Below are 13235 nucleotides of genomic sequence, written 5' to 3' on the forward strand. Positions count from 1 at the left end.
GACCATGTCCAGGGCGGGGGCATGAGCCCAGGTGTCCAGCCGCCACTTCTGCCCGCAGGGGAAGGGCAACTGCAGATTCGGCGCGGCCAGCGCGGCCTGCCGGGCGGAGGCGCCCGCCGAGGTCGCGCCGTGCGCCGGAAGGCTCGGCAGACCGCCGAGGAGGAGGGTGAGAGCGGCGGCGGCCGCCGCTCTCACCGGCAGGGGGCGCGCCGTTCCCTGGTGCCTGGAGCGCGAGGGAACGAACGGAGGCATGCTCATGCGTCTCCTGAGGTTCGGTGGTCCTTGGGACCGGTGGGGGTGGGCCCGGTTGAGGATCTTGGCCGGCCCGGCGGTCCTCACCATTACCGGCGAGTCACCTTGAGGCAAGAGATCTGGGACGGCATGGGAAGGATGGGACGATGGGACGCTTTGACCAGCGGAATCCCACACGCAATGGGACCGTAATGGGATTCGGGCGGGAGATTCGGCTGGTTCCGCGTTACCCTTCGGTGGTCAAGATCGGGCTGCAACTCAAGGAGTAAGAGTTGTCAGAGCCATCCGCCGTCGCAGATCTGGCCACGCATCTACGCCATATGAAGGAAAAGACCGGCCGCAGTTACGACGCTCTCGCCAGGCGGCTCGGTATCAGCAAATCCACTCTCCACCGTTACTGCTCGGGAGAGGGTGTCCCGTCGAACTTCACGCTTCTGGAGCAGTTCGCCAAGGAATGTCAGGCGAGCCAGGCGCAGATCCTCGAACTCCACCGGAGATGGGTGTGGGCGCAGACCGCTCAGATCCCCGAAACCGAACCCGTACGGCAGCAGCCCACCGAGCGGCCGGATGACCGTCTGACGTCACCGAAGCGACCTCTCCCCGCGCCGCCGGACTCGTCGGACCCATCGGGCCCGTTGGATCCGCCGGGTCCGTCCGGCGCATCGGACCCGCCTGGTCCGTCGTCCGGCGCATCGGATCCGCCGGTTCCGGCGGGGAACACGCGTGGGCGCCGGCCGGTCCCATGGCGGAACCGCGCACGGCCGTTGGCGGCGGTGCTGGTGCTCCTGGTCATGGGCGTGATCCTGGTCTGGCGTCTGGGCGACCCCTTCGGGGCCGACGCGGAGAGCGCGAGGTCCTGCACCGAGCGCGGTGGAGCCAAGCACACCGACCCCGGACACGAGCGCGACGTGTGGACCAGGGACTTCGTGTGTCCCAACCTGCCCAATACGCCGCTCTATCTCACCGTGGACGGCACGGAGAGGATAGGGACCCTGGAAACACAGAGGAGCTGGTTCGTCTGCTGGGAGCTCGGACGTGTCCAGGGCGGTGAGGCGACGATCTGGTACTACACGCAGGGGGACCGTTCGGAGCCGGGCAGCGAGCGATGGGAGGGGTGGGGGTTCGCCAGGGCCGAACGCGTCGACGTCTCCGCCCATCCGCCGCCGAACATGCCCCGCTGCCAGTTCGCCTCGGACCCTGTCCCGGTGTCCCGGCACCCGTGACGTCGGCACGATTCCGGGACCGGATCGCTGACGGCCCGGCGTGATGCCGGGCGATCGGCGCTTCGGGCCTGGTCCAGGATGATCTCCTTCCTGACACCCGTCGGTGTCAGGATTCCACCATGGGGTTTATTGTTAGTAAACTTTCTTTTATATTAGCGTCACTGCCCCCCAACAGAGGAAGCGTGACATGCGGAAACTGTTAGCACCCCTGGCGGCGCTGGTCGTCGCCGCCACGACGGTGGTGGTGATCGCCTCGCCCGCGTCGGCCCACGGCTACATCTCGGACCCGCCGAGCCGGCAGGCGTGGTGTGCCGCCGGCAAGGTCCCCAACTGCGGACCGATCATCTGGGAGCCGCAGAGCGTCGAGGGGCCCAAGGGCCAGCGCAACTGCAGCGCCGGAGACCCCCGGTGGGCGCCTCTCGACGATGACAGCAAGCCCTGGCCCGCCACCGCGGTCGGGGACACGGTCACCTTCAAGTGGCTGATCGAGGCCCGCCACGCCACCAGCACGTGGGAGTACTACATCGGCAACGAGCGGATCGCGGTCATCAACGACCGCGGCAAGCAGCCTCCGTCGGTCGTCACGCACACGGTGAACCTGGGCGGCCGGACCGGCCGGATCAAGCTGCTGGCGATCTGGAACATCGCAGACACCGAGAACGCCTTCTACAACTGCGTCGACCTCCAGGTGGGCCCCGGCGGCCCGAGCCCCAGCCCGACCCCCACGCCCACGCCGACTCCCTCGGTGACTCCGACACCCACGCCGACCGCCACCCCGACCTCCACGCCCACTCCCACGGCGACTCCGGGCGGCGCCTGGACGGCCGGAACATCCTATAAGGCCGGTGACCTGGTCACTTACGGCGGGCGCACCTACCGGTGCGTCCAGCCGCACACCGCGTTGACCGGCTGGGAGCCGCCGAACGTCCCGGCGCTCTGGCAGTCCGTGTGACCTCTTCTTCGAACGATCCGGTGGATCACCGGGTCGCGTCTGCGGGCGTCCCGCGCCGGCGCACGGCCGCGGGACGCCCGCAGGAATGCGAGGCCCCGCGAACCCCGGAGCCGCGGCGGCCCGGCGACCACCTGGGCCTTTCAGTCTGAGCTGAAAGGCATTGCGCAGGAAACCGAAAAATTGTATCTTCATCGCGTCGTCGATTTGTTCGGTCTGTACGACGGGCCATTGTTCCGGATCCCGCCGTGCGAGAAACGCCGTGGCCGCCGGGCGCGATCGTTCGTCGTTCCCTGATAAGAAAAGGGTACGGTGAACCGGTCCGAGAATCGTTCGGCATCAAGCCGGCCGGATTCTCCGATCCCGTACGGAAGAATCGAACCGTGGCGCGCCATCCGGCTATGGCTGCGATTCCTGTCACCGGGTTGATCCCGGTGGGATCGACCCGGGATTCCTGTTTCCGATGCCGGCGGAAGGACGCCGGCGAGCCTGGGCCGGAACGGATCGCGACGCCCCGGGAACGGAGAACTTCCGGATGCCCTCAGCCTCGGGCGCGGACGCCACAGGCCATTCCCGATACCGGATCGCTCCCCGGACGAACGGACCGGTCCTGAACCGCAGAGCGTCCGGCGCAGAGATCATCCACCGTCTCCGGATCCCCGCCCGGAGGCCTCCGCCCACCGGGTGAGGTGGCGCCGGGTGTCCAGCGTGTCCGGGTGCCCGATGCCCAGCACCCGCTCCTGGACGGGAAGCAGGGCGGCCAGCCGGTCGCGGGCGGTGACAGGATCGCCCGCCTCTCCCATCCAGACGGCGAGGTCGTGCCGGACGCTCAGTGTGCCGAAATGTTCGGCGCCCATGACCCGTTCGTACACCGGCAGCAGGGCGGCCAGCCGGTCGCGCGCCCCGGCCGCGTCACCCGCTTTCCCCGTCATGCAGGCGAAGTTGTCGAGCAGGGACAACGTGTGCGGATGCTCGGCCCCTTGGACCCGTTCCAGCACCGGTATCAGGGCGGCGAGCCGGTCGCGGGCGGTGGCCGGATCGCCCGCCTCTCCCGTCCAGACGGCGAGGTCGTGCCGGACGCTCAGTGCGTCGGGATGTTCGGCGCCCAGGGTTCGCTCATATGTCGGCAGGAGGGCAGTGAGTTGTTCGCGGGCGGTGGCCGCGTCCCCTGCTTTCCCTGTCCAATGGGCAAGACGACTCTGGAAGGCGAGTGTGTTCGGGTCTTCCGCTCCCAGGACCTGTTCCAGTGATGGCAGGAGGGCGGTGAGTTGTTCGCGGGCGGTGGCCGCGTCTCCCATCTGTCCCGTCAGGGCGGCGAGGTTGCCCCGGGCGGCCAGCGTGTCAGGGTGCTCGGCGCCCATGACCCGTTCGTACACCGGCAGCAGGGCGGCCAGCCGGTCGCGCGCCCCGGCGGTGTCCCCGGCCTCCATCATCTGGTAGGCGAGATCGGTCTGGGCGGACAACGCGTCCGGGTGCTCGGCCTGCAGTACCCGCTTGCGTATCCGCAGCAGGGCGGCGGCGCTGATCGCCAGACCGGCCAGACCGGCCAGACTGATCAACGCACCGGCCAGACTGACGCCGTTGCCCGATGCGTCCGAGGTCTCGGACGTGATCGGGGACAGACCGGTGACGGAGCCGATGAGTCCTGTGCCGGCCAGCAGGATCGAGATGAGCGCGGCGACGGCGGCCACGACCCGACTCGCGTCGGCGGAACCCGAGGAGAGACGGGCGGGGGGCCGCGATGAATCAGGGGAAGTCGGCACGTCTTTCAGCTTGCCGTCCGGAAAGGCCGGTATATGGGTAAGTAGCCCAGCCGTTACCGATCACCTCTCGCGTGGAGGCGCGAAGCCTCCATGCCCACCGGTGCGCCGTCGCACCCGCTGATCTTCCGGGACCGGTGGAAAGTACGAGCATCACTCCCGGGACGCGGCGACCCGAGGTCTCGGGGTGCGCCTTCACGAGGAACTTGCCATGGAGCGCGCTCCAGGACCTAGGGTCCACTTCGCGATCCCCCATTTCCGATCTCCAGGGAGCCCCGGCATGCGCTATCGAGTCCTCGGCGGCACCGGCATCGAGGTGAGCGCCCACTGCCTCGGCACCATGATGTTCGGCGCCGTCGGCAATCCCGATCACGACGAGTGCGTCCGCATCGTCCACGCGGCCCTCGATCGGGGGATCAACTTCGTCGACACCGCGGACATGTACTCGGCGGGGGAGTCGGAGGAGATCGTGGGGAAGGCGTTGCGCGGCCGTCGTGACGACGTCGTGCTCGCCACCAAGGTGCACTTCCCGATGGGCGAAGGGCCCAACAGAGGCGGCAACTCCCGGCGGTGGATCTTCCGGGCGGTCGAGGACAGCCTCCGGCGTCTGGGGACCGACTGGATCGACCTTTATCAGGTCCACCGCCCCGACCACACGACCGACGTCGAGGAGACGCTCTCCGCGCTGAGCGACCTCGTCCACCAGGGGAAGATCCGCGCCTTCGGCTGCTCCACCTTCCCGGCCGACGAGATCGTCGAGGCGTACCACGTGGCCGAGCGCCGGGGCCTGCTGCGCTTCAGGACCGAGCAGCCGCCGTACTCGTTGCTGGCCCGGGGCGTGGAGACCTCCGTGCTGCCGGTCTGCCGGCGACTGGGGATGGGCGTGCTGACATGGAGCCCGCTGGCCTGGGGGTTCCTGACCGGCAAGTACCGGGCGGGCCGGTCCATCGATCTCGCCACCGGCCGCGCCGCGCTGATGCCGGCGCGCTTCGACCCCTCTCTTCCGGTGAACGCCGCCAAGCTGGCCGTCGTGGAACGGCTCATCGAGGTCGCCGGTGACGTCGGCTGCTCGCTGCCCGAACTGGCCGTGGCCTTCGCCGCGGCACACCCCGGCGTCACCTCGGTGATCCTCGGGCCGCGGACGATGGAGCAGCTGGAGGCGTCGCTGAAGGGCGCCACGCTCACGCTCGACGACGCGACCCTCGACAGGATCGACGAGATCGTCCCGCCGGGAACCGACGTCTACCAGCCGGACGGCGCCTGGCGTCCGGTCGCGCTGACCGACGCCGCACGGCGCCGCCGCCCGCTCGCGGACCGCGCCGCCGCTCAGTGACCCCTGGTTCATGACGGCCGGCGGGTCGATGACGGAGGTTGTCCACAGAACGTGATTCGGCTCTGAAGCCACCTCCCGTGACCGGCCATCCTGTCCCTCGTGACAGGAGGAAAATCGCGATGAACGGGCACTTCACGGCCGCAGAGCTGCGGGAGCGCGGCTGGAGCCCGTCCATGATCCGGGCGCTTCTCGATCCGCCCGACCGGCTGGCTCCCAACCCCGTCTTCCGTTCCGCGGCGCCGGCGCGGCTGTACGAGGTGGAGAGAGTGGTCCTCGCCGAGGAGACGGAGGCGTTCACCGCGCTGCGCGACAGGGCTGAGCGGAGATCCCGCACGGCCCTGCTCGCAGCGGAACGCAGGCGCGGTGAAACCTTCGCCGCCCTCGCCGCCATACCGATCATGGTTCCGGTCCTCTCGTGGGACGCGCTGACGCGCAAGGCGGTCGACCACCGCAACCACCGAGACGCGGAGCGGGCCGGGCACCGGCTCGATCACATTCCGGACCCCGCACGGGTGGCGGACGTCGATGGGCCGACCCTGCGGAGGTGGGCGGTCAACTACCTCCGTCACGAACTCACCGTCTATGACGGCGCCCTGGAGGAACTGTCCGGCAGGGTCGGCCGCGCGGAGGCGACGCGCCTGCTCAGGCGGCGGACCTACGAGGCCATCGCCCGCGCGTACCCCCGGCTGGCCGACGAGTGCGGGCGGCAGCTCCGCCTGCGTGAGACGGATGCCGGTTGAGAGGATGCGACGATAACGCCTGCCGGTCAGGCCGCGGACCAGGCTTCGCGCACATGCATCCTGGATCACCGGCGGTTGCCGGCGAAGGCCCGATGGGTCCTCCCCGGACACGCACCGTGAAAAAGGACCTCTCCGCCTTGGGTGAACGGATCGCCGGGCACGGCCGGTGACGTTATCTTGTCCGCAAGGGGAGTTCCTCGTTTACCAAGTTGGTTAATACTCAGAGGAGACCAGCGGGTTGGAGGTGTTCTATGCGGACCGTCGTCTCCAGCTCCTGTGCCGGTCGGACCGGGAGATGCGTGCGGCCTACGGTGCCGAGGGGGCCCGTAAGCTCAGGCAGCGGCTGCAGGCCCTCCGCGTCGCGGACACCCTTGACGACCTCTTCGGCATGCCGGGACGCTGCCATCCCCTGCGTGGGAGCTACGCGGGGTGCCACGCGATGGACCTTCATCGGGGCTGGCGTCTCGTGTTCCGGCTCATGACGCCCAAGGAGAAGGCCGACCAGGGGTTGGCTGAAGAAGAAGCCGCGCTGGTCATAGAGATCGTCGACTACCACGGATGAACCACCAAGCGCGAAAGGAGCGTGGAAGATGACGTCGGCGACCGAGTTCCATCCTTCTGGCGCCCCCGACTACGCCGTGCCGCCGGGGGAGACGATCCGCGAATACCTCGACGAGCTCGGCATGACCCAGCGGGAGCTGGCGGCCAGGCTCGGACTCAGCGCCAAGCACCTCAACAGGCTGGTCCAGGGACTGGTGCCGCTGAGTCATGAGATCGCGCAGCGGCTGGAGCTCGTGACCGGCATGCCCGCCAGGCTCTGGAACCGCCTGGAAGCGGACTATCAGTCCGCCCTGCAGCGGCTCAGGCTGGAAGGCGAGTTGCTGGAAGCGGTCCCCTGGCTGGACGAGATACCGGTTCGCGAACTGGTGGTCCGGGGGATCCTCCCCGAGGAACCGACGGATGAGATCTCCCGGGTGCAGCAACTCCTCGCCTTCTTCGGAGTCGCGCATCTGACGACATGGCGCGAACTGTACGAGCGGCCGGCCGCTGCCTTCCGCAGGGCGGAGCCTTCCGTGACCCGTCCGGGTGCGGTCGCCGTCTGGCTTCGGCTGGGAGAGCTCGCGGCGCACGACATCGAATGCGGGTCGTTCGACGCTCCGGGTCTTCGGCGTGCGCTGCCTCGTCTACGGGGGCTGACCGCTCAGCCCCCCGAACTGGCCGCGTCGATGATGCGGGATGTCTGCGTGCGGTACGGGGTCGCGGTGGTCTTCGTCAGAGAGTTCGACGGCGCGTGCGTCAGTGGAGCGACACGATGGGTGTCCGGTGACAAGGTCATGCTCCTGCTGAGTCTTCGCCGCGGAACGGACGATCACCTTTGGTTCACCTTCTTTCACGAGATCGGCCACATCCTGCTGCACGGGAAGGGCGGCACGTGGATCGATGACGGCGGGTCCGGTGACGACCCGAGGGAAGAGGAGGCCAATCGGTTCGCGGTTGACCTGCTGATTCCCGAAGAGCATGTCCCGCGGCTGCGTGCGATCGCATCCCCGGAAGCGGCCCGCGCGTTCGCCCGTGAGATCGGAGTGTCACCCGGCATCGTCGCGGGTCGGCTGCAGCACGACGGCATCTGGCCCGCCGGCTACGGCGACGACCTGAAGAACAGGATCGATCTGGAAACCGGCCTTTGACGGTCCCCGAGCCTCAGCCGCTCCGGTGCCGCCGTGACGCGGCGGCGGTGACCATGGCCGTCGCCCCTCGCCCGGAAGGCGATCCGCCGACGCGGCCGGGCCGGTCAGCCGCCGCCCTGGCCGCCGGTCATCTCGTCCCGGGACGCCTCCCCGGTGCTGCGGTCCTCGATCTCGCCGGACTCGCCCGGTTCCGCGCCGATCGCCTCGCGGGCGGCCTCGCCCCCGGTGCTCTGGTCGCCCAGGGGAGCGTTGCCGGTCGCCGTCATGTCACCGGCGCCTTGGACCCGGCCCTCGCCGCCTTGTGCCGAGCCCGGGGTCTCCCGGGCGACGCGCTCTCCCCGAGCCGCCGGGTCGGTGCCGCCCAGTGCGGTCTCGCCCGACAGGTGCTCCACGTGCTCGTGCGCGATCTTCTCCAGGCGCTCTCTCCGGTCGTCCTGCTCGCTCATCGGGTGGCCCCCTTCCTCCGACCACCCCTCCCTACCCGCTCCGGATCGGACGATCGGCCATTTAATCCCATAAATCGGCAATACAGGTTTTTGGCGGCAGAAAACTAACCTGCCATGCCGAGGAGAACGGCGGCGGCGCCCACGCCCAGCACGAGCGGGTAGGCCCACCATCTGGGTGCGGGGCCATTCCGCAGGACACCGGCCCCCAGCGGCACCAGCGCCGCGCACAGCCCGAGGACGGCGACGACCGACATCGGCCCCGTCCCCTTCAGCACGCCGATCGGCAGGGCGCTCATCGAGGCCAGGGCGGCGGACCTGGCGACCCCCAGCACGCCCGCCACGCCCCGGCGGCCAGCACGATCCAGCCGAAGAAGATCGCCGGAGACAGCGGGTGGAACGGGTGGAAAGCGCCGTAGGAGCCGGCCACCGCCTTCTGCGCCGTCTCGACCCCCTGGACGTCGACGAGCTGGAAGGCCAGGTGGCTGACCCCGGCGTGGATGGAGCGGGCGAACAACCCGGAGAGCACCATCACGCCGCCCCACAGCGCCCACCGCGGCCGTACCGCCCAGACCCGACGGACCAGCGCGATGACGGCGGGCCACAGCAGGACGTTCCCCACCGCGAAGGCGCCGTAGGAGGCGGTCATCAGGACGGGGTCTCCGGCGAACGCCGCGAGCTGCTCGGGGAAGAAGCCGTCGAAGCCTGCCCGGAGCAGCACCCCGGCGAGCATCAGGGACGGCCCGAGGACGAGCCCGGCGCCCTCCACCCAGCGGCCGGGGAAGTCGACCGAGGTCGTTGTCATGCCGCCGATCCAACCGGCGCGGCGTCCGCCGCACACTGGCGCGGGATCGAGTCCCCGGGGTGGACATGGCACCACCCCGGCCGGTCCGGCGCGGTCACCCGCCTGCGCGCCCTCCCGCCTGCGCGTGACGCGTGGACGCCCACGCGGCCAGGCCCTCCTCGGTGAGGAACCGGTCCAGCGCGACGGCCGCGGCCCCGTGCAACGCGCCGTCCTCGCCGAGCGCGGAGGCGACCACGGGCGGCGGATCCGCCCGGCGGAACCTCATGAGCCCGTCCTCCAGAGCGGCGGCGAACCGCGGTGCGGCCGCCGCCCGGAGCGGCCCCGCGAGACCGCCGAGCGTGACGACGCCGGGGTCGAGGGCGTTGACCAGCCCGGCCAGGCCGCCGGCGAAGTCGCCCGCGACACGGCTCACCGCGGATCGGACGGCGGGGTCCTCCGCCGCCCTGGCCAGGGCCGCCTGGGCATAGGTGCGCGGATCGCGGGGCGGAGGCGCGCCCAGGTGACGGGCGATGGCCCGGCCGTCGACGGCGAGGTCCCAGCAGCCCCGGGCTCCGCACGGGCAGCGCAGCTCCCGGTCGCCGAACGGGAGGTGGCCGAACTCGCCGCCCGCGCCCGTCATCCCCTCGACGGGACGGCCGTCGACGATCAGGGTGCCGCCGACGCCCACCTCGATCGTGACGTGCAGGGCCACGGCCGCGCCGACGGCGGCGCCGTACCGGGACTCCGCCACGCCGGAAAGCGTCGCGTCGTTGCCGACCAGCAGTGGCACGTCCGGGCTCGGTGTGAGGGCGCCGAGGTCCACGGTGTCCCAGCCGAGGGCCGCGGACTGCGTGACCCTTCCGTGCCGCACGGTCGCGGCGACCGCCACCGAGACGAACCGGACGCGGTCGCCGTAGCGGTCACAGGCGCGGTGCACCGCCCGCGCGACCGCGCCGACGGCGTGGTCGGCGGAACGGTCGGCGTGGGCCGCGGACTCCAGCACCTCGGGCCTGCCGTCGAGCGTCGCGACGGCGCACCGGTAGTCCTCCTGCCGCAGGTCCACCGCGATGACGACGGGCCCGTCCGGGTGCGGGCCGAGCACGGTGGTCGGACGGCCGCGCCCCGACGCCGCCGCGGGCGTCTCGGCGAGCAGCGCGAGCTCGCGCAGCCGGGCGGTGATCTCGGTGGCCGAGCCGCTGCTCAGGCCGAGCCGCTCCGCCACGACGGCACGGGTGACACCGGGTTCGCGCCGCATCTCCCCGAGCACGGCCAGCGCGCCGCGCCAGCGGGAACTCCGGGTGTGGAACGAAAGAGACCGGCTCGCGGGGCTTGCGGTCGACACTGTGCCTCCCTTTATCCTCGTACGGCGAGTTTATAGGGGGAGCCCATGTCACGGTTGGACCTTCGGCAGGTCGGGGTCGCGCAGGCGACGCTGGGCTTCACCGTCAACAGCCTCGGCGCGTGCCTGGTTCTGCTCGCCGGTGACCTGGGCGCTCCGCCGGAGAGCCTCGCGTGGCTGGCGTCGTCGTTCGGGGCCGGCCTGCTCGCCGTCGGGGCCGCCGGAGGTGTGCTCCTGCGCTCCGGTCCCCGGCCCGCCCTCTTCGCCGCGGCCCTCGTCACCGCCGCCGGGGCCGTCCTCCTGGCGACCGGGACGGCCGCGGTCGTCGCGGCGGCCGGGGCGCTGCTGCTGGGGCTGGGCGCGGCCGGCATCGTCCTCGTCACCCCGGCCCTGTTCCGCGGCCCGGACGCGGCCGCCGGACTGGCCCGCGTCAACGCCGCCGCGAGCGTCAGCGCGATCCTCGGCCCGCCCGCCATCGGCGCTCTGGAGGCCGCCGGGGCCGACGGACGGCTCGCACTCCTGCTGGCCGTACCACCGCTGATCTTCCTGGCCGCCGGCACCCGGCCGCGCGCGGCGCCCCCGGCGGGCGCCGGCGGCTCCACCGCGATGTCCCCGGCGAGCGACGACGATCCCGCCCCGGCGATCCCGCCCTCGGCGCCCCTGTCCCCGGCGGGCGGTGACCCCACCTCGACACCCCCGTCCCCGGCGGTCCGGCCCGGTGACACGGCCCCGGCGGGGAGCGACCGGTCCGGCGCGCCGGCTCCGGCATCGGACGCGGGGACGCGCGGCCGGACGCGGCGGACCGCGGGCGCGTGGGCCGCCATCGTGGCCTCCGTGTCCATCGAGTTCTGCTTCACGATCTGGGCCGTGGCGCGGCTGCGGGACACCGGCCTGTCCGACGGCGGGGCCGCCGTGGCCGCCGCCGCGTTCCTCGTCGGAATGGCGGCGGGCCGGCTGGTGACGGCGAGACTGACCGGAAGGGGGTTTCCCGTCATCCCCGCCGGGTGCGGGCTCGCGGCGGCCGGCACGCTCCTCGTCGCGCTGACCGGCCTCCCCGCGCCGGTCACCGCGGGGCTCGTGCTGGCCGGGCTCGGGGTCGCGCCGCTCTATCCGGTCACGCTCGCCCGGCTCGTCGGCCTCCCCGGTCTCACGGCGACCCGCTCGGCGGCGTACGGCGCGCTCGCCTCCGGCACCGCGATCCTGGCGGCGCCCACGGGCATCGCCGTACTCGGGGCGGCCCTGGACCTGAGGGCCGCCCTCCTCATCGCGGTCCTTCCCCTGGCGGCCGTCCTGGCGGCCGCCACCGCGATTCCCCCTCTCCTGGCGCGTTCGCGCGCCTGACCCCGTCCACCGATGACCCGTCCACGGCAGGGAGGCGACATGACGACGAACCCGGCGAACGACGCGGCGGCCCACCGGGAAGCCCGAGCGGCGACCGGCGCGGTGAGCCGGGCGGGAACGGGAGCGGCCGGCGGGACGGAGACCGGCGCGGAGATCGGGGCGGTGACCCCGTTCCGCCTCGACATCCCGGAGTCCGACCTGCGTGACCTGCGTGAGCGGCTGGCGCGCACCAGATGGCCGGAGAAGGAGACCGTCGACGACTGGTCACAGGGCGTGCCCCTCGGCTACCTGCGGGACCTGTGCCGCTACTGGGCCGAGGAGTACGACTGGCGGGCCACCGAGAGGCGTCTGAACGCCCTGCCGCAGTTCCGCACCGTGATCGACGGGCTCGGCGTCCACTTCCTCCACGTCCGCTCGCCGTACGACGACGCGCTGCCGCTCGTCCTCACGCACGGCTGGCCCGGATCCGTCGTGGAGTTCCTGAAGGTGATCGGCCCGTTGACCGACCCGCCCGCCCACGGCGGCGACGCCCGCGACGCCTTCCACGTCGTGTGCCCGTCACCGCCCGGCTACGGCTTCAGCGACAAACCGGCCGGCCGGGGCTGGGGCGTCGAGCGGATCGCCGCGGCGTGGATCGAGCTGATGGCGCGTCTGGGCTACGAACGGTACGGAGCGCAGGGCCACGACTGGGGCACCAGCATCACCGCGAGCATCGGGCGGGGGGATCCGGGCCACGTGGCGGGGATCCATCTCACCCCGCCCCTCGCGCCTCCGGACCCGGCCACGTTCGGCGACCTCACCGACGCCGAGCGCGCCGCCCTCGCCGACCTGGAGCGGGCGGGACGGCAGGAGGACGGCTACTCGCTGGAGCAGTCGACCCGGCCCCAGACCATCGGGTACGGCCTCGTCGACTCCCCGGCGCTGCTGTGCGCCTGGATCGTCGAGAAGTTCCGGTCCTGGACCGACTGCGACGGCCATCCGGAGAACGTGCTCACCCGCGACGAGATCCTCGACAACCTCATGTTCTACTGGCTGCCCGGGACCGGGGCCTCCGCCGCGCGGCTGTACTGGGAGAGTTTCGGGCAGGTCCAGCGCGTCTTCACGGACGAGGCGACCGACACCGTGACGGTGCCGGCCGGATGCTCGGTCTTCCCCAAGGAGAACCCGCGGCCTTCCCGGCGCTGGGCCGCCAGGCGCTTCACCGACATCCGGCACTGGGGTGAGCCCGACCGGGGCGGTCACTTCGCCGCGATGGAGCAGCCGGGACTGTTCGTCGAAGAGGTCCGGGCGTTCTTCCGCCTGGTCCGCTGACGGCTTCCGCCTGGTCCGCCGACGGCGGCGGCGGGCCGATGCCGGGCCGGAGACGTGAAGATCGCGAGAAGG

The 13235-nt window shown here is 71.6% G+C and carries 13 protein-coding genes and 2 pseudogenes; 9 read left to right on the forward strand and 6 right to left on the reverse strand.

Translation table 11 applies throughout. The features are described 5' to 3' along the window. Nucleotides 1-258 (reverse strand): annotated as a pseudogene (locus ACFYSC_RS35850) (hypothetical protein); the annotation flags it as partial. 266 nt (nucleotides 259-524) lie between these two features. Here ACFYSC_RS35850 and ACFYSC_RS35855 point away from each other — a divergent pair. The 3 genes and pseudogenes from ACFYSC_RS35855 to ACFYSC_RS35865 all read left to right on the forward strand — a co-directional run. Then, a pseudogene (locus ACFYSC_RS35855) lies at nucleotides 525-725 on the forward strand (helix-turn-helix domain-containing protein); the annotation flags it as partial. Between the two features lie 300 nt (nucleotides 726-1025). Next, complete coding sequence (locus ACFYSC_RS35860) at nucleotides 1026-1475, forward strand: hypothetical protein (protein ID WP_389970627.1); 450 nt, start codon at nucleotides 1026-1028, stop codon at nucleotides 1473-1475. A gap of 187 nt (nucleotides 1476-1662) precedes the next feature. Next, the gene (locus ACFYSC_RS35865) at nucleotides 1663-2427 is read left to right on the forward strand and encodes a lytic polysaccharide monooxygenase (RefSeq protein WP_389970502.1); all 765 of its coding nucleotides are present in this window, start codon (nucleotides 1663-1665) and stop codon (nucleotides 2425-2427) included. Nucleotides 2428-3062: 635 nt separating this feature from the next. Here the strand turns inward: ACFYSC_RS35865 and ACFYSC_RS35870 are convergent. Next, nucleotides 3063-4115 (reverse strand): tetratricopeptide repeat protein, encoded by a 1053-nt coding sequence (locus ACFYSC_RS35870; RefSeq protein ID WP_389970505.1) that lies wholly within the window; start codon nucleotides 4113-4115, stop codon nucleotides 3063-3065. Between the two features lie 349 nt (nucleotides 4116-4464). Between ACFYSC_RS35870 and ACFYSC_RS35875 the strand changes: the two genes are divergently transcribed. The 4 genes from ACFYSC_RS35875 (at nucleotide 4465) to ACFYSC_RS35890 (ending at nucleotide 7945) form a co-directional block, all read left to right on the forward strand. Then, the gene (locus tag ACFYSC_RS35875; RefSeq protein ID WP_389970508.1) at nucleotides 4465-5517 is read left to right on the forward strand and encodes an aldo/keto reductase; all 1053 of its coding nucleotides are present in this window, start codon (nucleotides 4465-4467) and stop codon (nucleotides 5515-5517) included. 119 nt (nucleotides 5518-5636) lie between these two features. Continuing rightward, nucleotides 5637-6257 carry a hypothetical protein gene (locus ACFYSC_RS35880; RefSeq protein WP_389970511.1) on the forward strand — a complete coding sequence of 207 codons (621 nt, stop codon included), beginning with the start codon at nucleotides 5637-5639 and terminating at the stop codon, nucleotides 6255-6257. A 238-nt stretch (nucleotides 6258-6495) separates the two neighbouring features. Then, complete coding sequence (locus tag ACFYSC_RS35885) at nucleotides 6496-6819, forward strand: type II toxin-antitoxin system RelE/ParE family toxin (RefSeq protein ID WP_389970514.1); 324 nt, start codon at nucleotides 6496-6498, stop codon at nucleotides 6817-6819. Nucleotides 6820-6847: 28 nt separating this feature from the next. Then, nucleotides 6848-7945, forward strand: coding sequence for an ImmA/IrrE family metallo-endopeptidase (locus ACFYSC_RS35890; RefSeq protein ID WP_389970517.1), 1098 nt, complete (start codon nucleotides 6848-6850; stop codon nucleotides 7943-7945). A 104-nt stretch (nucleotides 7946-8049) separates the two neighbouring features. Here the strand turns inward: ACFYSC_RS35890 and ACFYSC_RS35895 are convergent, their stop codons facing one another. The 4 genes from ACFYSC_RS35895 to ACFYSC_RS35910 form a co-directional block, all read right to left on the reverse strand. Beyond that, nucleotides 8050-8391 (reverse strand): hypothetical protein, encoded by a 342-nt coding sequence (locus ACFYSC_RS35895; protein WP_389970520.1) that lies wholly within the window; start codon nucleotides 8389-8391, stop codon nucleotides 8050-8052. 104 nt (nucleotides 8392-8495) lie between these two features. Next, on the reverse strand, nucleotides 8496-8687 hold the full coding sequence (locus ACFYSC_RS35900; RefSeq protein ID WP_389970523.1) for a hypothetical protein: 192 nt from the start codon (nucleotides 8685-8687) through the stop codon (nucleotides 8496-8498). Then, the gene (locus ACFYSC_RS35905) at nucleotides 8684-9193 is read right to left on the reverse strand and encodes a hypothetical protein (RefSeq protein ID WP_389970526.1); all 510 of its coding nucleotides are present in this window, start codon (nucleotides 9191-9193) and stop codon (nucleotides 8684-8686) included. Before ACFYSC_RS35905 ends, ACFYSC_RS35900 begins: the two co-directional genes overlap by 4 nt. Before the next feature lie 94 nt (nucleotides 9194-9287). Continuing rightward, nucleotides 9288-10514, reverse strand: coding sequence for an ROK family transcriptional regulator (locus ACFYSC_RS35910; protein ID WP_389970529.1), 1227 nt, complete (start codon nucleotides 10512-10514; stop codon nucleotides 9288-9290). 45 nt (nucleotides 10515-10559) lie between these two features. Between ACFYSC_RS35910 and ACFYSC_RS35915 the strand changes: the two genes are divergently transcribed. Both ACFYSC_RS35915 and ACFYSC_RS35920 read left to right on the forward strand, forming a co-directional pair. Then, nucleotides 10560-11852 (forward strand): hypothetical protein, encoded by a 1293-nt coding sequence (locus ACFYSC_RS35915; protein ID WP_389970532.1) that lies wholly within the window; start codon nucleotides 10560-10562, stop codon nucleotides 11850-11852. A 39-nt stretch (nucleotides 11853-11891) separates the two neighbouring features. Then, the gene (locus ACFYSC_RS35920; RefSeq protein WP_389970535.1) at nucleotides 11892-13163 is read left to right on the forward strand and encodes an epoxide hydrolase family protein; all 1272 of its coding nucleotides are present in this window, start codon (nucleotides 11892-11894) and stop codon (nucleotides 13161-13163) included. Nucleotides 13164-13235 lie beyond the last annotated feature (72 nt).

This window comes from Streptosporangium sp. NPDC004379, assembly GCF_042873875.1.
Lineage (GTDB): Bacteria > Actinomycetota > Actinomycetes > Streptosporangiales > Streptosporangiaceae > Streptosporangium.

Bases quoted from the DNA above. Each gene is read 5' to 3' on its own strand.
- ACFYSC_RS35920 (WP_389970535.1), top strand. From the start codon at position 11,892: ATGACGACGAACCCGGCGAACGACGCGGCGGCCCACCGGGAAGCCCGA.
- ACFYSC_RS35875 (WP_389970508.1), top strand. From the start codon at position 4,465: ATGCGCTATCGAGTCCTCGGCGGCACCGGCATCGAGGTGAGCGCCCAC.
- ACFYSC_RS35880 (WP_389970511.1), top strand. From the start codon at position 5,637: ATGAACGGGCACTTCACGGCCGCAGAGCTGCGGGAGCGCGGCTGGAGC.
- ACFYSC_RS35915 (WP_389970532.1), top strand. From the start codon at position 10,560: ATGTCACGGTTGGACCTTCGGCAGGTCGGGGTCGCGCAGGCGACGCTG.
- ACFYSC_RS35895 (WP_389970520.1), bottom strand. From the start codon at position 8,391: ATGAGCGAGCAGGACGACCGGAGAGAGCGCCTGGAGAAGATCGCGCAC.
- ACFYSC_RS35890 (WP_389970517.1), top strand. From the start codon at position 6,848: ATGACGTCGGCGACCGAGTTCCATCCTTCTGGCGCCCCCGACTACGCC.
- ACFYSC_RS35865 (WP_389970502.1), top strand. From the start codon at position 1,663: ATGCGGAAACTGTTAGCACCCCTGGCGGCGCTGGTCGTCGCCGCCACG.
- ACFYSC_RS35900 (WP_389970523.1), bottom strand. From the start codon at position 8,687: ATGAGCGCCCTGCCGATCGGCGTGCTGAAGGGGACGGGGCCGATGTCG.
- ACFYSC_RS35905 (WP_389970526.1), bottom strand. From the start codon at position 9,193: ATGACAACGACCTCGGTCGACTTCCCCGGCCGCTGGGTGGAGGGCGCC.